Origin of the sequence: Microbacterium sp. Leaf161, assembly GCF_001423645.1 — a bacterium.
Classification (GTDB): domain Bacteria; phylum Actinomycetota; class Actinomycetes; order Actinomycetales; family Microbacteriaceae; genus Microbacterium; species Microbacterium forte.
This window is the reverse complement of sequence record NZ_LMOW01000003.1, coordinates 198,987-217,013: the sequence shown is the minus strand read 5'-3', so window position 1 is coordinate 217,013 and position 18,027 is coordinate 198,987. Positions and strand designations below refer to the sequence as shown.

The 18,027-nt window shown below is 67.1% G+C and carries 15 protein-coding genes; 7 read left to right on the top strand and 8 right to left on the bottom strand.

The features are described from left to right. Positions 1–20: 20 nt before the first annotated feature. From ASF87_RS16255 to hrcA, 3 genes are read right to left on the bottom strand one after another with little or no spacing between them, the layout of a single operon-like run. Positions 21–749: a 16S rRNA (uracil(1498)-N(3))-methyltransferase gene (locus ASF87_RS16255; protein ID WP_056377367.1), complete on the bottom strand. Its 729-nt coding sequence runs from the start codon at positions 747–749 to the stop codon at positions 21–23. A gap of 14 nt (positions 750–763) precedes the next feature. Next, complete coding sequence (gene dnaJ / locus ASF87_RS16250) at positions 764–1,879, bottom strand: molecular chaperone DnaJ (RefSeq protein ID WP_042537649.1); 1,116 nt, start codon at positions 1,877–1,879, stop codon at positions 764–766. Positions 1,880–1,918: 39 nt separating this feature from the next. Then, positions 1,919–2,950 carry a heat-inducible transcriptional repressor HrcA gene (gene hrcA, locus ASF87_RS16245; RefSeq protein ID WP_042537651.1) on the bottom strand — a complete coding sequence of 344 codons (1,032 nt, stop codon included), beginning with the start codon at positions 2,948–2,950 and terminating at the stop codon, positions 1,919–1,921. A 91-nt stretch (positions 2,951–3,041) separates the two neighbouring features. Between hrcA and ASF87_RS16240 the strand changes: the two genes are divergently transcribed. Next, on the top strand, positions 3,042–4,457 hold the full coding sequence (locus ASF87_RS16240; RefSeq protein ID WP_056377365.1) for a carboxylesterase/lipase family protein: 1,416 nt from the start codon (positions 3,042–3,044) through the stop codon (positions 4,455–4,457). Between the two features lie 13 nt (positions 4,458–4,470). Here the strand turns inward: ASF87_RS16240 and hemW are convergent, their stop codons facing one another. The 3 genes from hemW to lepA form a co-directional block, all read right to left on the bottom strand. Then, entirely contained in the window at positions 4,471–5,688 is a 1,218-nt protein-coding gene (hemW, locus tag ASF87_RS16235; protein ID WP_056377363.1) for a radical SAM family heme chaperone HemW, read from the bottom strand. Positions 5,689–5,704: 16 nt separating this feature from the next. After that, a complete protein-coding gene (locus ASF87_RS16230) occupies positions 5,705–6,358 on the bottom strand; it encodes a DUF1990 family protein (RefSeq protein WP_056377361.1) in 654 nt (217 codons plus the stop codon). Between the two features lie 72 nt (positions 6,359–6,430). Continuing rightward, entirely contained in the window at positions 6,431–8,284 is a 1,854-nt protein-coding gene (gene lepA / locus ASF87_RS16225; RefSeq protein ID WP_056377359.1) for a translation elongation factor 4, read from the bottom strand. 276 nt (positions 8,285–8,560) lie between these two features. Between lepA and ASF87_RS16220 the strand changes: the two genes are divergently transcribed. From ASF87_RS16220 to ASF87_RS16200, 5 genes are all read left to right on the top strand, one after another. Then, complete coding sequence (locus tag ASF87_RS16220) at positions 8,561–9,544, top strand: ABC transporter permease (RefSeq protein ID WP_042537659.1); 984 nt, start codon at positions 8,561–8,563, stop codon at positions 9,542–9,544. Further along, complete coding sequence (locus tag ASF87_RS16215) at positions 9,544–10,461, top strand: ABC transporter permease (protein ID WP_042537660.1); 918 nt, start codon at positions 9,544–9,546, stop codon at positions 10,459–10,461. The genes ASF87_RS16220 and ASF87_RS16215 overlap by 1 nt, the downstream gene beginning before the upstream one ends. Beyond that, positions 10,458–12,389 carry an ABC transporter ATP-binding protein gene (locus ASF87_RS16210; RefSeq protein WP_056377356.1) on the top strand — a complete coding sequence of 644 codons (1,932 nt, stop codon included), beginning with the start codon at positions 10,458–10,460 and terminating at the stop codon, positions 12,387–12,389. The genes ASF87_RS16215 and ASF87_RS16210 overlap by 4 nt, the downstream gene beginning before the upstream one ends. A 117-nt stretch (positions 12,390–12,506) precedes the next feature. Beyond that, complete coding sequence (locus tag ASF87_RS16205; RefSeq protein WP_042537665.1) at positions 12,507–14,219, top strand: ABC transporter family substrate-binding protein; 1,713 nt, start codon at positions 12,507–12,509, stop codon at positions 14,217–14,219. Between the two features lie 82 nt (positions 14,220–14,301). Further along, on the top strand, positions 14,302–15,069 hold the full coding sequence (locus ASF87_RS16200) for an alpha/beta fold hydrolase (RefSeq protein ID WP_082508961.1): 768 nt from the start codon (positions 14,302–14,304) through the stop codon (positions 15,067–15,069). Here the strand turns inward: ASF87_RS16200 and ASF87_RS16195 are convergent. After that, complete coding sequence (locus ASF87_RS16195; RefSeq protein ID WP_056377354.1) at positions 15,020–16,285, bottom strand: MFS transporter; 1,266 nt, start codon at positions 16,283–16,285, stop codon at positions 15,020–15,022. The two genes, ASF87_RS16200 and ASF87_RS16195, sit on opposite strands and share 50 nt — an antisense overlap. A gap of 236 nt (positions 16,286–16,521) precedes the next feature. Here ASF87_RS16195 and rpsT point away from each other — a divergent pair, with 236 nt between their 5' ends. Then, the gene (rpsT, locus tag ASF87_RS16190; RefSeq protein WP_042537672.1) at positions 16,522–16,782 is read left to right on the top strand and encodes a 30S ribosomal protein S20; all 261 of its coding nucleotides are present in this window, start codon (positions 16,522–16,524) and stop codon (positions 16,780–16,782) included. A 168-nt stretch (positions 16,783–16,950) separates the two neighbouring features. Here the strand turns inward: rpsT and holA are convergent, their stop codons facing one another. After that, positions 16,951–17,988 (bottom strand): DNA polymerase III subunit delta, encoded by a 1,038-nt coding sequence (holA, locus tag ASF87_RS16185; RefSeq protein ID WP_056377352.1) that lies wholly within the window; start codon positions 17,986–17,988, stop codon positions 16,951–16,953. Between the last annotated feature and the right edge of the window lie 39 nt (positions 17,989–18,027).

Below are 18,027 nucleotides of genomic sequence, written 5' to 3'. Positions count from 1 at the left end.
GGCGGGGTCCGTTCCCTCGTTCACCAGCGGCCGAGCGCCACCGACAGCACGGCGATCGCCGCAGGACCCGCAGTAGAGGTTCGCAGCACCGTCTCCCCGAGGAGGACCCGTTCCGCACCGGCCTCGGAGAGCTTTGTGAGCTCCTCATCGGAGATCCCGCCCTCCGGGCCGACGACCAGCACGATGTCGCGGCCGTCCGGCTCGAGCTCGGACAATCGCGTCGATGCGCCTGGATCCAGCAGCAGCAGTTGCTGGGACGCTGCACGCGCCGCGAGATCTGCCGTCGTCGCCGGAGGCAAGACCTCGGGAACCCACGCGCGGTGCGCCTGCTTGGCGGCCTCTCGGACGATCGTCGACCAGCGTTCGCGCCCCTTGACGGCCTTCGGCCCCTCCCAACGGGACACGCTGCGGCTGGCCTGCCACGGGACGATCTCGTCGACCCCGAGTTCACACGCCGCCTGCACCGCCAGCTCGTCGCGGTCGCCCTTCGCCAGAGCCTGTGCAAGAACGATCCGCGGATGCGGTGCGGGTTCTTCGGATCGGGCCGACACGCGCACCTCGACGCGAGACGGTGACACCTCCTCGGCGACGCCGCTGAGCCAGACCCCTGCACCATCGCCGACCGTGACCGCCTCGCCGACGCGGAGCCGCCGGACGACCGCGGCGTGCTTGGCCTCAGCCCCGGTGAGCGACACGAGGTCGCCGACCGCGGCATCCGAGGAGTTCTCGACGAGGAAGTGGAGTGCCATGATCGCCGACCGGATCAGTGCGAACGGAAGCGGTCGCGGAGCTTCGAGAACAGTCCCTGCTGGAACTGCGCCAGCTGCGGACCCGGGGCCTTCGTCTTCTTCGCGAAGTCCTCGATCAGCGCGCGCTGCGCAGAGTCCAGCTTGGTCGGGGTGACCACCTGCACGCCGACACGCAGGTCGCCCCGCTGGTTGCCTCGCAGCGGAGTGATGCCGCGGCCCTTGATGGTCAGCACGTCGCCCGACTGCACGCCCGAGCGGATCTCGAGGTCGACCTCGCCGTCGAGCCCCTGGATGGTCGTCTCGGTGCCGAGGACGGCGTCGGGCATCGACACCTCGAGTGTGGCGAGCAGGTCGTCGCCGTCACGGCTGAAGGAGGGGTGCGGGTTGACGGAGACCTCGACGTACAGGTCGCCGTTCGGGCCGCCGGCCTTGCCGACCTCGCCGGAGCCGGGAAGCTGAAGACGGAGTCCGGTCTCGACGCCGGCAGGGATGTCGAGAGAGACGGTGCGGCGTGAGCGCACCCGACCCTGTCCTCCGCACGTGCCGCACGGGTACGGGATGGTGGTGCCGTAGCCCTCGCAGGTGCCGCAGGGCTGAGACGTCACGACGTTGCCGAGCAGGCTCCGCACCTGACGCTGAACGTGACCGGAACCGCCGCAGATGTCGCAGGTGACGGGCGACGTTCCCTCCTGGCAGCACGAGCCGTTGCAGGTCTCGCACAGCACGGCCGTGTCGACCTCGATGTCGCGGTGCGCGCCGAAGACGACGTCGCCGAGATCCAGGGTCACGCGCACCAGCGCGTCCTGGCCGCGCTCGCGCCGTGACCGCGGACGCGCTCCGCGCCCGCCGCCCTGGCCTGCGCCGAAGAACGTCTCGAAGATGTCTCCGAAGCCCCCGAACCCGCCGAAGTCGTTCGCTGCTCCGTCTCCCCCGCCCATGTCGTAACGGCGGCGGGAGTCGTCGTCGCTCAGCACGTCATAGGCGTGCGTCACGAGCTTGAACCGCTCAGCGGCGTCTTCACCCGGGTTCACGTCGGGGTGGAGTTGACGGGCGAGGCGCCGGTACGCCTTCTTGATCTCATCGGTGGAGGCGTCGCGAGAGACGCCGAGTACCTCGTAGTGGTCTGCCACAATGGCCCTTCTGCGTGTGCTGTCATCTGGGCGGCCGCGTCAGCGGGCCGCCTCGTCTTCGTCGAGCATCCGCGACAGGTAGCGGGCAACCGCCCGCGCCGCCGCAAGATTGCTCGGATAGTCCATGCGCGTCGGCCCCATCACGCCGACGCGCGCCGTGCCGCTGGGGGCGGCGTAGTTGCTGGCGACGATCGATGCCTCACCGAGTCCGAATGACGCGTTCTCGGTGCCGATGCTGGCTGCGAGGCCATGAGAGTCCGCCTCCATCTCGCTCATCAGGCGCAGCAGAGTCACCTGTTCTTCGATCGCCTCGAGGATGGGATGGATGCTGCCGCGGAAGTCCTGCTCGCGCTTCGCGAGGGTCGCCGCACCCGCCATCACCAGGCGCTCTTGACGGAACGCGCCGAGCTCGTCGATGACGATGGTCGCGAGTGCGCGGAGCACGATGTCGTGCGAGTGCTCGTCGTCGGTGAGCAGGGTCTGCAGCCGCTCGGCCGCATCGCTCACCGCCCGTCCGGTGATCAGCGCCGACAGCCGCGCACGGAGCAGGGCCATGTCGGCATCGTCGACATCGACGGGCAAGGGAGCGATCCGCTGCGAGACGCCGCCCGCGTCGGTGACGAGCACGATGAGTAGCCGATTGGGAGCGAGCGCCACGAGCTCGAGATGCGTCAGGTGCGCGCGGGCGAACGACGGGTACTGCGCGAGGGCGACCTGACCCGTGAGCTGCGTGAGCACCCGGACGGTGCGCACCATCAGGTCGTCGAGGTCGGAGGGGGCGGTGAGGAAGGACTCGATCGCCGTGCGCTGGGCGACCGAGAGCGGCCGCAGCTGCGCGAGGTGGTCGACGAAGACGCGATACCCCTTGTCGGTGGGGACTCGACCGGACGACGTATGCGGGGCGGCGATCAGCTCTTCGTCTTCGAGAAGTGCCATGTCGTTGCGGATCGTCGCAGCCGACACGCCGAAGGAGTAGCGGTCGACGATCGACCTGCTGCCGACGGGCTCGTGGGTCTCGACGTAGTCCTGCACGATCGCGCGGAGAACCCGGAGGCCTCTTTCACTGACCATCGCAACTCCCTCCCTTTGGCACTCACTGGCTACGAGTGCCAATTCTACCCGCCCGTGCCGACCGCATGCTGATCGCCATACGATGACGGGTATGAGTGTCGCCCCACAGGTCGCGGTCTCCGCCGGAATCGTGCGCGGCGAGGTGGTCGATGGTGTTCGGCGTTTCCTCGGCATCCCGTACGCGGCGGCGCCCTTCGGACCGAATCGCTTCCGCGAGCCTCAGCCGGCTCCTTCACGGGACGGCATCCGGGATGCCACGGCGTTCGGGCCGACCGCGCCTCAGCTGCCATACCCCGCTGCCATCGGCGAGCTGTTGGGCTCGGTCGAGATTCCGGGCGACGACATCCTCTCCGCCAACATCTGGACGCCCCAGGACGCCGACCGCGCCCCGGTCGTCGTCTGGATCCACGGTGGCGCGCTCGAACGAGGCACCGCAGCCATCCCGCTGTATGACGGCGCCGGCTTCGCACGCGCCGGGATCGTCTTCGTGTCGATCAACTATCGCCTGGGATCCGAGGGATTCTCCGTGCTCGAGGACGCTCCCCGGAACCTCGGATTGCAGGATGCAGCAGCGGGGCTCGCCTGGGTGCACCGCGAGATCGCCTCCTTCGGCGGAGAGCCGGAGCAGATCACGGTCATGGGCGAGTCCGCGGGCGGTGCGATCGTCGCGGGGCTCCTCGCGAACGCTTCGTCTCGGGCGCGGATCGCGCGGGCCATCATCGAGTCGGGCCCGCTCGAAGCGCAGACGGCGAAGAAGGCCGGCCGCGTCACGGCGCAGCTCGCCAAGCGGCTCGGAGTCGCCGCCGACCGAGCGGGTTTCGCGACGGTCTCCCCCGAGCAGCTGCTGGAGGCACGGCGCCAGCAGGCCGCAGGGTCATCTCCGCTCGGCGGAGCCCCAGGATTCCAGTTCGCTGTGGATGCCGGGTCTCTGCCGCGTTCTCCGCACGAGGTCCTCGCCGGCGCCGACGTGCCGCTCCTCATCGGGAGCAACACCGACGAGTACCGGCTCTGGTTCCCACCCGCAGCCCTCGCCCGGATCAGCGAGATGAAGCTGCTGCTCGGACGACTCGCTCTGCGGATCCCCCGCCGAGCGGTGGCCGCCTATCGCTCGGCCTTTCCCGGCGCGACCACGGGCGAGATCTTCGGCCAGCTCGCGACCGACATCATGCTGCGAGGGCCGCTGACGACGCTGGCGAACGCGCGCACGGCACCGACCTACGTCTACGAGTTCGCGTGGCGGAGTCCCGTCCGCGACCTGCGTGCCGCGCACGCGCTCGAGCTGGGGTTCGTCTTCGATCGCCTCGGCGACCCCGAGGCGAAGCGCCTCGCAGGCGCTGAGGCGCCGCAGGGGCTCGCCGATGAGATGCACTCCGCGTGGGTCTCCTTCATCAAGACCGGGGACCCCGGCTGGCCGGTCTTCGGTGCGGAGCGCAACACCCGCCTGTTCGACACCGACAGCGCCACGGTGCCGCAGCGACGGACCGACGCGCTCGACCTGCTTCCGTAGCGCGCGTCTCTGCTCAGTCGGTGAGTTCGCGTACGACGGCGTCGGCGAGCAGCCGACCGCGCAGAGTGAGCTGAACGCGTCCGCGCACTGCGGCGGCCGGGTCGACGAGTCCGTCCGCGATCAGGCCGGCGACCCTGGTGCGTTTGTCTGCCTGGAGGTCGGCGACCGCGATCCCCTCGCGGATCCGGCTCAGGAGCAGGACCCGCTCCAGCATCGTGGACTCCTCGTCGGGGCGCTCGGTGCCCGCCGCGGGCGACTCCGAGGCCGCGAGACGCTGAGCGTAGGCGGCCGGGTGCTTGACGTTCCACCACCGCAGACCAGCGACATGGCTGTGCGCACCGGGGCCGAACCCCCACCAGTCGCTTCCCCGCCAGTATGCGAGGTTGTGTCGCGAGCGCTGGTCCACGCTGCGAGACCAGTTGCTGATCTCGTACCATTCGAAGCCCGCCGCCGCGAGACGCGCATCGGCGAGCTCGTACATGTCGGCCTGCAGATCGTCGTCCGGCGATGGCACCTCGCCCCGGCGGATCTGCCGGGCGAGCTTGGTGCCGTCCTCGATGATCAGCGCATAGGCCGAGATGTGGTCGGAGTCGAGCGCCAGCGCCGCATCGATCGAAGATTCCCAGTCAGCCAGCGACTCCCCCGGCGCTCCGTAGATCAGGTCGACGCTGACCGCGAGACCCGCATCCTTCGCTGCCGCGACGGCTGTCGTCACGTTCTCGGGCCGGTGGGTGCGGTCGAGAGCCGCGAGCACATGGGGAACGGCCGACTGCATGCCGATCGACAGCCGCGTGACCCCGGCATCCGCGAGGGTTCGAGCGACTGCCGGCGTCACCGTATCGGGGTTCGCCTCGACCGTGATCTCCGCGCCATCCGTCAGACCGAACGCGTCGGTCGCCGCACCCAGCATCCGGGCAAGATCCCCGGCGGGCAGCAGGGTCGGCGTGCCTCCGCCGAAGAACACCGTGTCCATGGGGCGCAGCGCGCCCGCGTCCGCGAGGACGCGTCTCGCGAGGTCGATCTCCGTGATCAGCGTCGAGGCGTAGTCCTCCTGCTTCGCGCCTCGGAGTTCGCCGGACGTGTAGGTGTTGAAGTCGCAGTAGCCGCAGCGCACCCGGCAGAACGGGACGTGGAGATAGGCGGAGAACGGCACAGCGGGGTCGATCGGCAGATCGGACGGAAGACGGCCGTCGGCCGGTGCCGGATCGCCGAGAGGAAGCGGACCGGCCATCAGAGAGGTGCGGCCATCAGACGGGGGTCGCGTACAGCGGCGAGATCGCCCGCAGATAGCGCGCGAAGAGCTCACGTCGGCGACGCTTCACGAGAGGCGGGATGACGCGGTAGAGCAGGGAGTTGGGGGCGTCGAACGCCCGCACCGTGAACCAGACCTCGTCGTTGTCTTCGCGCCAGTCGATGTCGAACGACTCCTCGCCCCGCACGACCGACCCGCCGACGGTGCCGAGCACGAAGCCGATCCGTCGCTTCTCCTCGGTCACCGAAATCACGCGAAGCTCGGCATCCGCTCGCATCCCGCTCACACGCCCATGCAGACGAAGAGTCATCCCCGGCCCTGCGAACGGAGTTCCCTCGGCATCGAAACGCTGCTCGACGTCGTTCTTGCTCGGGGCGATCGGATTTCCCTCGGCATCGAAACTCACCCCGGCGTACCCGGGGCCGGGAGCCGGACGGACATCATCGACGCTCAGACCTGAGGCACGCTGCGCCGTCCAGGTGAGGAGTGCTTCGCCCGCAGACTGGAACCGCTCGACACCGCTGCCGATCCGCCAGGAGTTCTCCGCAGGGATGCTGCGCTCCGGCGGGTACTGCATCAGGTCGGGCGCGTGGGTCGCACCCACGGCCGCATAGTCCACCGTGTCGTCTCGGAAAGTCCCGCGCCGCATGTTTTCGAGCCTACTTCCCGTTCCCTGGAGGATCACCCTGTACGCGCCGGAACAGCCCGACCCGGAGAACTCCTACTTCTTTTCCTTGCCTTCGACATCTCCCGAGAGCGCAGCGATGAACGCCTCCTGGGGGACCTCGACCCGTCCGACCATCTTCATGCGCTTCTTGCCCTCCTTCTGCTTCTCGAGGAGCTTGCGCTTACGGCTGATGTCACCGCCGTAGCACTTGGCGAGCACGTCCTTGCGGAGCGCCCTGATCGTCTCGCGGGCGATGATCCTGGCGCCGATGGCGGCCTGGATCGGCACCTCGAAGTTCTGGCGAGGGATCAGCTTGCGCAGTCGCTCCGTCATGAGGGTGCCGTACGCGTAGGCCTTGTCACGATGCACGATCGAGCTGAACGCATCGACCTTGTCGCCCTGCAACAGGATGTCGACCTTCACGAGGTCCGCCTCCTGCTGTCCGGCGGGCTCGTAGTCGAGCGACGCGTAGCCCTGAGTCTTGGATTTGAGCTGATCGAAGAAATCGAAGACGATCTCGCCGAGCGGCATCATGTAGCGCAGCTCCACGCGCTCCTCCGAGAAGTACTCCATGCCCAGAAGCGAGCCGCGGCGGGACTGGCAGAGCTCCATGACGGTGCCGACATAGTCCTTGGGCAGCAGGATGGCCGTCTTGACCATGGGCTCGGACACGGAGCCGATGCGCCCGTCGGGGTATTCGCTCGGGTTCGTGACCGTAACGGTCTCGCCGGTGTCGCTGGTGAGCACCTCGTAGATCACGCTGGGCGCGGTCGTGATGAGGTCGAGACCGAACTCGCGCTCGAGACGTTCGGTGATGATCTCGAGGTGCAGCAGGCCGAGGAAACCGCAGCGGAACCCGAATCCGAGGGCGACCGAGGTCTCCGGCTCGTACTGGAGCGAGGCGTCGGAGAGCTTCAGCTTGTCGAGCGCCTCGCGAAGGTCGGCGTAGTCGCTGCCGTCGATCGGATAGATGCCCGAGAAGACCATGGGCTTCGGATCCGTGTACCCCGGAAGCGCCTGGGTCGACGGCTTCCGTGCCGTGGTCACGGTGTCGCCGACCTTGGAGAGCCGCACGTCCTTCACGCCGGTGATGAGGTAGCCGACCTCGCCGACGCCCAGCCCCTTGGTGGGCACCGGCTCTGGGCTCGACACGCCGACCTCGAGCGCCTCGTGCGTCGCGCCGGTCGACATCATCTGGATGCGCTCGCGCGGCGACAGACTTCCGTCGATCATGCGGACGTAGGTGACCACGCCTCGGTAGGCGTCGTAGACAGAGTCGAAGATCATGGCGCGGGCCGGGGCGTCGGCATCGCCGACGGGCGCCGGGATCTCCTTGACCAGGCGATCGAGCAGCTCCTCGACCCCCACACCGGTCTTGCCCGAAACCCGCAGCACGTCCTCCGGCTTGCCGCCGATGAGCGATGCAAGTTCCTTGGCGTACTTGTCGGGATCGGCCGCCGGCAGATCGATCTTGTTCAGCACCGGGATGATGTGCAGATCGTTCTCGAGCGCGAGATAGAGGTTCGCGAGCGTCTGGGCCTCGATGCCCTGGGCAGCGTCGACGAGCAGGATCGCTCCCTCGCACGCGGCGAGAGAACGTGACACCTCGTACGTGAAGTCGACGTGCCCCGGGGTGTCGATCATGTTGAGCGCGAAGGTCTCGCCGTCGATCTCCCACGGCATCCGCACGGCCTGGCTCTTGATGGTGATGCCGCGCTCGCGCTCGATGTCCATGCGGTCGAGGTACTGCGCGCGCATGTCACGGTCCGAGACCACGCCGGTGATCTGGAGCATGCGGTCGGCGAGGGTCGACTTGCCGTGATCGATGTGCGCGATGATGCAGAAATTGCGGATCTGCGCCGAAGGCGTCGCGGCAGGCTGAAGCGGAGTGAGGGCGCGTGGTGACATGTCCTGACGATTCTACGGTGAGGCGCGACTAATGCCCGCTTCGTCCGATCCGACCCGGCCAGCGATATGCCGATTCAATCAGGATGGTGATATTCTGCCGAGGTTGCCCGGGAGCCATCCGTGACACCGGATCCCGTGAGCGATAAGACTCCGTCACACACCAGGTGCCGAGGTCGATTCGCGCAGATCGGCAGACGGTGAACGACTGTCTCCCTCCGGCTCAGCGTTGCGTCGGCAGGCTCCGTGCGCGTCTGAAATAGAGAGAGAACCATCACCTTGATCAAGTATCTGTTGCGCCGCCTGCTGGGTTGGGTGCTGATGATCGTCATCGCGACGAACATCACGTACTTCCTCGCGTGGCTGTACCTCGACCCTGAGAACAACTACGTCGGACGGCGTCCTCCTCTCTCCGCCGACCAGATCGACAATCTGCTGGGTCCTCGCAACCTCAGCGAGTCGGTGCCTCTCATCGAGCGATGGTGGACCTGGTTCTCGAACATCCTCTTCCACTGGAACTGGGGCCTCAGCCCGACGGGCGAGTCGATCAACGAGCAGGTCGCCTACCGCGTCTGGATCAGTGCCGAGCTCGTGCTCGGTGCGACGATCATCACGACGATCCTCGGCATCGCCCTCGGCGTGTACACCGCCTCGCGGCAGTACAAGCTCGCTGACCGCATCGGTCAGGGCACGAGCATCATCACGATGAACATCCCCACCGTCGTCGCCGGCTTCGCTCTGGTCCTCCTGGCGATCAACTTCAACAACGCGGTCGGCACGACCGTCTTCTACGTGGTGGGTTCGTCCAGTCAGGGGGTGGAGGGCTTCTTCCCCGTGCTCGTCGATGTGCTGCAGCATCTGACCCTCCCCACGCTGGCCCTCGTACTCACGGGGTATGCCGGCATCCACTTCCTCCAGCGCTCGCTGCTGCTCGACAACATCAAGGCCGACTACGTGCGCACCGCGCGGGCGAAGGGGCTGACCAAGCAGCAGGCGATCCGCAAGCACGCTCTGCGAACGTCGCTGATCCCCGTCACGACGCAGGTCGCGTTCACCATCCCGGCCGTCTTCACGGGTGCGGTGCTGACCGAGACGATCTTCAACTGGAACGGGATGGGGCGCTACTTCATCCAGACCCTCAACAACAACGACATCCACGGCGTCGTCGCGGTCGCGGCATTCGGCGCCCTGATGACCGCGATCGGCGCGATCCTCGCCGACATTGCCGTCGTCGTCCTCGATCCGAGAGTGCGGGTGAGCTGATGGCTCTGGAAAGCATCGGGGTCTCCCCCGAAATCGCAGACAAGCCGAAGAACCGCAAGCGCACTTCGATGCTGACGCTGTACACGCGTCGCTTCATGCGCAACCGCGGCGCGCTGATCGGCGTCGTCATCCTCGCCCTGCTGGTGGTCTTCGCGATCGTCGGTCCGCTGATCTCGCCCTATTCGCACACCGACCTCGACTTCCTCGCGCTGCGCACGGGGCCGTCGGCCGAGCACTGGTTCGGGACGAACGGATCGGGCAACGACAACTTCGCGCAGGTCGCCGTAGGCCTCCAGCGCTCGATGATGATCGCTGCGCTGGTGGCGATCGGCACGACCGTGGTCTCGGCCATCGTCGGTGCGACGGCCGCGTACTTCGGCGGACGCTACGAGCGCATCATGCTCGCCATCATCCACTTCATGATGGTCGTGCCGAACTTCCTCATCCTCGCGATGATCTCGAACGACGCCGGCGGAAACTGGCTCGTGATCTCGCTCGTGATGATCTTCATCGTCGGATGGTTCTTCCCCGCGCGCGTCATCTGGACGCTGTCGCTGTCGATCCGTGAGCGCGAGTACGTCCACGCCGCCCGCTACGCCGGCCTGTCGGGCATGCGGATCGTGATCCGCCACATGCTGCCGAACATCGGCTCGCTGCTGGTGATCAACTTCACCCTCGGCGTCGTCTCGGCGGTGCTCACCGAGACCGCCCTGTCGTTCCTCGGGTTCGGTGTGAAGCTGCCCGACGTCTCGCTCGGTGCGCTCATCGGATACGGCTCGAGCACGCTCGTGAGTGCGCCGTGGCTGTTCTACTTCCCCGCGGCGGCGCTGACGCTGCTCACCGTCTCGATGGCACTCATCGCCGACGGTCTGCGCGACGCCCTCGATCCGACCTCGGCGGCTGGAGGTCGCGCATGAGTACTGTTCTTTCGGTCCGAGACCTCAAGGTCAGCTTCCCGTCCGAAGCTGGTCGCGTGGACGCCGTGCGTGGCGTCTCCTTCGATCTCGAAGCGGGCAAGACGCTCGGCATCGTCGGCGAGTCCGGCTCCGGCAAGTCCGTCACCTCGCTCGCGATCATGGGCCTGCTCGACGACAATGCCAAGGTCAGCGGCTCCATCATCTACGACGGCCAGGAGCTTCTCGGCAAGTCCGACAAGCAGCTCTCGGTGATCCGCGGCAACGGCATGGCCATGGTCTTCCAGGACCCGCTGACCTCGCTCACTCCGGTCTTCACGATCGGCGACCAGCTGATCGAGGCGCTCACCGTGCACCGTCGACTGTCGAAGAAGGATGCCTGGGACCGCTCGGTCGAGCTGCTGAAGCTCGTGGGGATCCCCGAGGCGGAGCGCCGGATGAAGGCGTTCCCGCACGAGTTCTCCGGCGGCATGCGTCAGCGCGTCGTGATCGCCATCGCGATGGCCAACAATCCGAAGCTGATCATCGCCGACGAGCCGACCACCGCGCTCGACGTCACCATCCAGGCTCAGATCCTCGAGCTCATGGAGAAGGCGCAGGAGGAGACCGGCGCCGCGATGATCATCATCACCCACGACATGGGCGTCGTCGCGAAGACCGCCGACGACGTACTCGTGATGTACGCGGGAAAGCCCGTCGAGCACGCACCGGTGCGCGAGCTGTTCTACCGCACCCGGATGCCGTACTCGATCGGCCTGCTCGGAGCCATCCCCCGCGTCGACAAGACCGAGAAGGTGCCGCTGATCCCGATCAAGGGCAACCCTCCGCTGCTGATCAACCTGCCGGATGCGTGCCCGTTCGCGGCGCGCTGCCCGATCGCGATCGATGCGTGCCGTGAGCGTGAGCCCGACCTGCTGCCGATCACCACGAGCGGGCACACCGATCACTCGGTCGCCTGCATCCGCGCGAACGACATCGACGACGATGGGAAGATCGGCGGGCTGCCGGTGTTCCCGATCCCCGAGATCCCCGAGAGCACGCTCGCCAAGGTGCCGCGCGAGGATCGCCCGATCACGCTGGAGGCGGTCAACCTCAACAAGATCTTCCCGCTGATGAAGGGTGCCTTCTTCAAGCGCAAGGTCGGCGAGGTGCACGCTGTCAAGGGCATCAGCTTCGACATCCGCCAGGGTGAGACCCTCGCGATCGTCGGCGAGTCCGGCAGCGGCAAGACCACGACGCTGCTGCAGATCATGGACCTGGTCGAGCAGGAGGACGGCGACATCCGGATCGGCGGCACCAGCGTCGCCGACATCAAGAACCGTGCAGAGGAGCGCAAGCTCCGCCGCGACCTGCAGATCGTGTTCCAGGATCCGATGGGGGCACTCGACCCTCGAATGACCGTCTGGGACATCATCGCCGAGCCGATGCTCGCGATCGGCATGAGCAAGGACGATGTGTTCGACCGCGTCGAAGAGCTCATGGGGCTCGTCGGTCTCGACCCCGCGCACAGCGATCGATTCCCCCAGGCGTTCTCGGGCGGCCAGCGTCAGCGCATCGGCATCGCACGAGCACTGTCGACGAACCCCAAGATCGTCGTGCTCGACGAGCCCGTCTCGGCGCTCGACGTCTCGATCCAGGCCGGCGTGATCAACCTGCTCGACGAGCTGAAGGCCAAGCTCGGCCTGTCGTATCTGTTCGTCGCCCATGACCTCGCGGTCGTGCGGCACATCGCCGACCGGGTCGCTGTGATGTACAAGGGATCGTTCGTCGAGCACGGTGATGTCGATCAGGTGTTCGACGATCCGCAGCATCCGTACACGAAGGCGCTGCTGTCGGCGATCCCGATTCCCGACCCTGACATCGAGCGCACCCGCGAGCGGATCATCCTCCCGGTCGAGGGCTTCGATGCCGAGGCGATCGCCGCCAGCTGACCTGTATACCGATGTGCACAGTCCGGTAACGGTTCCGTGTCCCTGGGGTTTCGCCCGCGAGTTGCGGGGTTAGTCTGCCCCTATCCCAAGTAAGGCCGACAGGCACTAAGGAGTACCATGAAACGGCATCAGAAGCTGATGGGCATCGCTGCTCTCGGCGCCGCCTTCGCACTCGTCATGAGCGGGTGTGCACCGGCAGGCAACGGCGGCGGCAACAGCGGCGAAGGCGAAGCTCAGACGGTCGAGGGCGCGGACTACAACCCGCAGCCCCGCGAGAACCTCGCAGAGGGTGGCGAACTCCGCATCCCGATCTCGAACATCGCCGAGCAGCTGAACTACTTCCACAGCGACGGCGACGCGCGCGTCACGCAGGTCGGCACGTGGTTCCGCCCGCAGATCCTGCTCATGGATCCTGACGGCACGGTCAAGAAGAACGACGCGTACCTCGACGACTACTCCTTCGGTGTCGAGGACGGCAAGACCGTCCTGCACTTCAAGGTCAACGAGAAGGCGGTCTGGAACGACGGCACGCCGATCGACGTCACCGCGTTCAAGGCCACCTGGGAAGCCCAGAACGGCGAGAACGAGGAATACCAGCCGAACGCGACCGACGGCTGGAAGGAGATCGAGTCCGTCGAGGCCGGCGAGAACGACCGCGACGTCATCGTCACCTTCAAGGGCGAGTTCGCCTGGCCCGAGATGGTCTACTCGCAGCTGCTGCACCCGGCGGTCAACACGCCTGAACTCTTCAACACCGCCTTCCTCGGCGACTGGCACCCGGAGTGGGGCGCTGGCCCCTACACGGTCGAGAACTTCGACAAGACCGGCGGCGTCGTCACCCTCGTCCCGAACGAGAAGTGGTGGGGCAACGCTCCGCTGCTCGACAAGGTCTCCTTCATCCAGATGGAGCCGACCGCGGCGGTCAACGCACTGCGCAACGGCGAGGTCGACATGGCCGAGACCGGCAGCGCCGAGCTGCTCGCACAGGTCGAGGGCCTCGAAGGTGTCAAGACCTACAAGGGTCAGGCCACCGCGAACGCGATCTTCACGCTGAACTCGACCAACCCCGTGCTTGCCGACCTCGAGGTCCGCAAGGCCGTGTTCGAGGCCATCAGCATCGAGCAGGTCAAGGACATCGTCTTCAACGGTCTGAACTACACGGAGGAGCCCGCCGGTTCCCTCACGCTGTTCTCGTTCCAGCCGAACTACATCAACGCTCTGGAAGAGGCCGGCCGCAAGGACGGCGACACCGAGGGCGCCAACAAGCTCCTCGATGAGGCCGGCTGGGTCGCCGGTGCCGACGGCATCCGCGAGAAGGACGGCCAGCGCCTGTCGCTCGTCTTCCCGAACCACTCCGACACCGAGACCGCTCGTGCCCGCACGCTCGCGGTGCAGGCTCAGCTGAAGGAGGTCGGTGTCGAGGTCGTCATCGACCAGCGTCCGTCGGCGGACTTCGCAGAGGACTACACCACGCAGAACGGTGACATCTTCTTCCTCAACTTCACGTCGTCCGACCCGTTCGGTGCTGCCTGGTTCTGCCAGCTGTACTGCTCGGACAGCGGTCTGAACCTCTCGGGCACCGGCACCGAGGAGATCGACAAGATGATCCACGATGAGCTCGAGACGATCTCCGACCCGGTCGAGCAGACCAAGAAGGCCATGGAGATGGAGTCCGAGATCTTCGCGAAGACCTGGGGCGTCATCCCGGTCCTCAACGGCCCGGAGATCTGGACCGTCAAGGAGGGTCTCGCCAACCTCACGCCCGAGCCCTACGTGGGTCTCGACCTCTTCGGCATCACGCCGGTGGAGAACGTGGGATACGAGAAGTAATCCATTCGGAGCCTGACTCGTCAGTGCTTCGCAGCGGGGTCGGTGGTTCATCCACCGGCCCCGCTTTCTCTATGCTGAAGGCGTGAACGTCCAGATCGTCTTCGTGCACGGCATCCGCACGTCCGCGACGATGTGGCGCTCGCAACTCGAGTTCCTCGCCGACCAGGGCATACCCGCCATCGCTGTCGATCTTCCCGGCCACGGCACGCGGATGGACGAGGACTTCACCCTGCACGAGGCGCTTCACACGATCGACGTCGCCGTGCGCGACGCCGCCACTCGAGGGCCCGTACTGCTCGTCGGACACTCGATGGGCGGCTTGCTGTCGCTCGCCTATGTCGGGGGCGCCGAGGCGCCGAGAGTCGCCGGACTGGTGGCTGCGTCGTGCACGTCGCTCCCCCGCGGCGCCGGGCTTGCGGCGTATCGTGCGATCGCCCGGGCGGTCGATCGCCTGCCAGATCGCGGGATGTGGCTCACACGGCGGTTTCTCGCCGCGACGATCCCGATCGAGACGCGCGGAGACTTCGCCGCGGGAGGTTACGCCCTGGATACGCAGGACACGGCCCTCCGGAACCTCGCCACCCTCGACCTCGCGACGGCCGTCTCTCGCATCGAGGTGCCGCTGTGGTTCGTGAACGGGCAGTGGGATCAGCTGCGGGTCAACGAAGCCCTCTTCCGACGGCTCGCGCCGCACGCCGAGCTGATCGTCGTGCCTCGCACCACCCATCTCGTCACCGCGATGCGTCCGCAGATCTTCAACGCCGTCCTGCGTCTGGCCGTCGCGACCATCGAGTCCGAAGCTACGGCTGCGGCAACGGATCCCGGGCAGGCTGCCTCGCGAGAGCGGTGAGCCCGCCGCCGACGAGCGACAGCACGGCGGCGACGACGAACACGAGCCAGAACCCGCCGACGAGCGCCACGAGTCCTGCGCCGAGTACAGGGCCGATCAGCTGGCCGAGGGCGGCGGTGACGTAGACGATGCCGAGGTCGCGGGCGTGATCCTTCTCGTCGGGAAGCAGATCGGCGGCGAAGGCGAGTCCGACTGTGGAGAACGCGCCGTAGCCCAGCCCCATGAGCGCCGCCGCGACCATCGTCGCCTCGAACGTCGGGACGACGGCGATCACGATGCCGGAGGCCGCCTGCACGAACGTGGCCAGGATGGTGAGGGTGCGTCTGTTGCCGGTGCGATCGGACAGCACGCCCGTGACCACCGACGCGAGCACCACGAACAGCGTGTAGTCCACGATCAGGAGCAGCAGATTGTCTTGCGCCACCGTCGTCTCCTGGTTCAGCCCGTGGAGCAGGAAGAAGAGGAACAGCGCGGTGCCCAGCGCGTTGCCGATGTTGGTCACGAGGCGGCCTGACAGCATCCAGGCGAAGTCCCTATCGCGCAGCGATGCCAGCAGACGACGATCACTTGTGCCCGGCCGGGTGCGGACGAGCGCAGGCGGGTCGGGAAGGAGCAGCGCCGCGGCCGTTCCCACGACACTGATCACCGCAGCGAGCAGAAGGTAGGCGTCGCGGATGCCGAGGCCGAGGAGCACCACGAGGCCGACCCCCAGGACGATCCCCACCGCCTGACTCGACCCGACGGCAGCGGCTGCCGCGCCCCGCTGCGTCGTCGGGAGCTGGTCGGCGATGAGTGCGGTGAAGGCGGCCGACGACACCGAGACTCCGATGGAAACCCCGACCCATGCGGCGCCCACGGCCCAGGGGCCTTCGCTGAAGCCGGTGACGACGAGGAAGACCGCGGTGACGAGCACGCCGCCGATCGCCCACGGACGCCGGCGTCGGCGTGCGACTCGTGCTCGGTCTGACAGGGTGCCGGCCACCGGACCTGCGACGATGCCGGCGAGACCGCCGATGCCGAGCACGAACCCCGAGGAGATGACGCCGCTGATCCAGTCGTCCTCCGCAGTGTCGAGCTGGAGTGGCAGCAGAAGCTGCACGGGCGTGAGCTGCACCGTCCAGATGGCCAGCCATGCGAGGGTGAACACGGTCATCCATCCCGGCCCGACCCTGCGCGAGCTGGGCATCGGCGAGACAGCTGGGAGGGCGGGGCTCATGTCGCTCCTTGACGTCGATCTCGCGACGCGAGTGTCGGGATACTGATGATTGTGCACCCGCAAGCACGGATGCCGCACCCGCAAAAGGGTGCATGATCCCGTTTAGGGTGAACCGGCCGGATGCTGGTAGAGTTGGTTCTTGGCTTGCGTGTGGGTTCTTCCCTCACGACCGCCGAGTGGAAGCCCTCTTCTTCTGCCGGCATTTCCTAACAACTCCGTACAGAAAGCGTCCACACGTGGCAAACATCAAGTCGCAGATCAAGCGCAACAAGACCAACGACAAGGCTCACGAGCGCAACAAGGCCGTGAAGAGCGAGCTGAAGACGCACATCCGCGCGACGCGCGCTGCTGTCATCTCCGGCGACAAGGCTGCAGCCGAGAAGGCTCTGAAGGCCGCCTCCCGCAAGCTCGACAAGGCCGTCAGCAAGGGTGTCATCCACCAGAACCAGGCTGCGAACCGCAAGTCCTCCATCGCCAAGCAGGTCTCCGCTCTCTGAGCTGATTCCACGCCTGACGGTGTGACAAGAGCCCGTCCCGTTCGCGGGGCGGGCTCTTTCGCGTGCGCTGATGTGCACTTGCCATACGTCGGGCATGCGTGGCGGCGCTCATTCGCCGGGGCGAAGAGCGTGGATGTCAGTGATGGTGCCGCGCGACCGCAGCGACGCTCACTCGCCGAACGGCTGACGGGTCGCGATGACCGTGAGCATGCGCTCGAGCGCGAAGATCGGGTCGCGCGCCGCGCCCTTGACCTCGGCATCGGCGCGCGCCGTCGCCTGGATTGCCATGCCGAGCGAGCGCTCGTTCCACCCGGCGAGGTCGCGCCGCGCGCGGTCGACCTGCCAGTCCTTCATTCCGAGCCGCTGGGCGAGCTGACGGCTGGGTTCGCGGTTGCCGGCGACGCGTGCCATCGTCCGCAGCTTCATCGCGAAGGCGGCGACCATCGGCACCGGGTCGGCGCCGGATGCGAGCGCATGGCGCAGCGCGACCAGGGCGTCGCCGTAGCGTCCGGCGATCGCCGTGTCGGCGACGACGAAGGCCGACACCTCGACGCGCCCGCCGTAGTACTTCGTGACGACATCTTCGGTGATGTCGCCCTCGACGTCGACGATCAACTGCTGACATGCCGCCGCAAGCTCGGTGAGGTCATCGGCGAACGCCGAGACCAGGGCGCGCAGCGCAGGCGGTGCGATCCGCTTCTTGGCCGCCTTGAACTCCCCTGCGGCGAAGTCGACGCGATCGCTGTCACGCTTGACCGCGGGGCACGGGATCTCGATGCCGTCGCCTGTGCCGGCGCGCACGGCGTCGAGCAGCTTCTTGCCTCGGACGCTGGCTCCGGTGTGCCGGAGGATGACCGTCGCACCCTCCTGGGGGTGATCCAGATAGGAGACAGCCTCCTGCAGGAAGGCATCCGAGCACTTCTCGACACCCGACACGCGCACGAGACGGGGCTCGCCGAACAGCGACGGCGAGGTCAACGAAAGGAGGGTGCCGGGCGCGTAGTCATCAGCGCGGACATCGGTCACCTCGAGCGCAGGGTCTTCGGTGCGGAGGTAGTCGCGCACTCCGGCGATCGCACGCTCTGCGCAGACCTCTTCAGGGCCGAACACGAGCACGACGGGAGCCGGTCGTGGCTCGCGCCAGGAGACCTGCGCGATCTTGGCTGCCTTCGCTCCGCCGCGGGAGGGGGTACGAGAAGCAGCCATGCTTCCAGACTACCGGGGGCCGCAGACGTCGCCCTCGTC

Bases quoted from the DNA above. Each gene is read 5' to 3' on its own strand.
- ASF87_RS16255 (WP_056377367.1), bottom strand. From the start codon at position 749: ATGGCACTCCACTTCCTCGTCGAGAACTCCTCGGATGCCGCGGTCGGC.
- hrcA (WP_042537651.1), bottom strand. From the start codon at position 2,950: ATGGTCAGTGAAAGAGGCCTCCGGGTTCTCCGCGCGATCGTGCAGGAC.
- ASF87_RS16240 (WP_056377365.1), top strand. From the start codon at position 3,042: ATGAGTGTCGCCCCACAGGTCGCGGTCTCCGCCGGAATCGTGCGCGGC.
- hemW (WP_056377363.1), bottom strand. From the start codon at position 5,688: ATGGCCGGTCCGCTTCCTCTCGGCGATCCGGCACCGGCCGACGGCCGT.
- ASF87_RS16230 (WP_056377361.1), bottom strand. From the start codon at position 6,358: ATGCGGCGCGGGACTTTCCGAGACGACACGGTGGACTATGCGGCCGTG.
- lepA (WP_056377359.1), bottom strand. From the start codon at position 8,284: ATGTCACCACGCGCCCTCACTCCGCTTCAGCCTGCCGCGACGCCTTCG.
- ASF87_RS16215 (WP_042537660.1), top strand. From the start codon at position 9,544: ATGGCTCTGGAAAGCATCGGGGTCTCCCCCGAAATCGCAGACAAGCCG.
- ASF87_RS16210 (WP_056377356.1), top strand. From the start codon at position 10,458: ATGAGTACTGTTCTTTCGGTCCGAGACCTCAAGGTCAGCTTCCCGTCC.
- ASF87_RS16205 (WP_042537665.1), top strand. From the start codon at position 12,507: ATGAAACGGCATCAGAAGCTGATGGGCATCGCTGCTCTCGGCGCCGCC.
- ASF87_RS16195 (WP_056377354.1), bottom strand. From the start codon at position 16,285: ATGAGCCCCGCCCTCCCAGCTGTCTCGCCGATGCCCAGCTCGCGCAGG.
- holA (WP_056377352.1), bottom strand. From the start codon at position 17,988: ATGGCTGCTTCTCGTACCCCCTCCCGCGGCGGAGCGAAGGCAGCCAAG.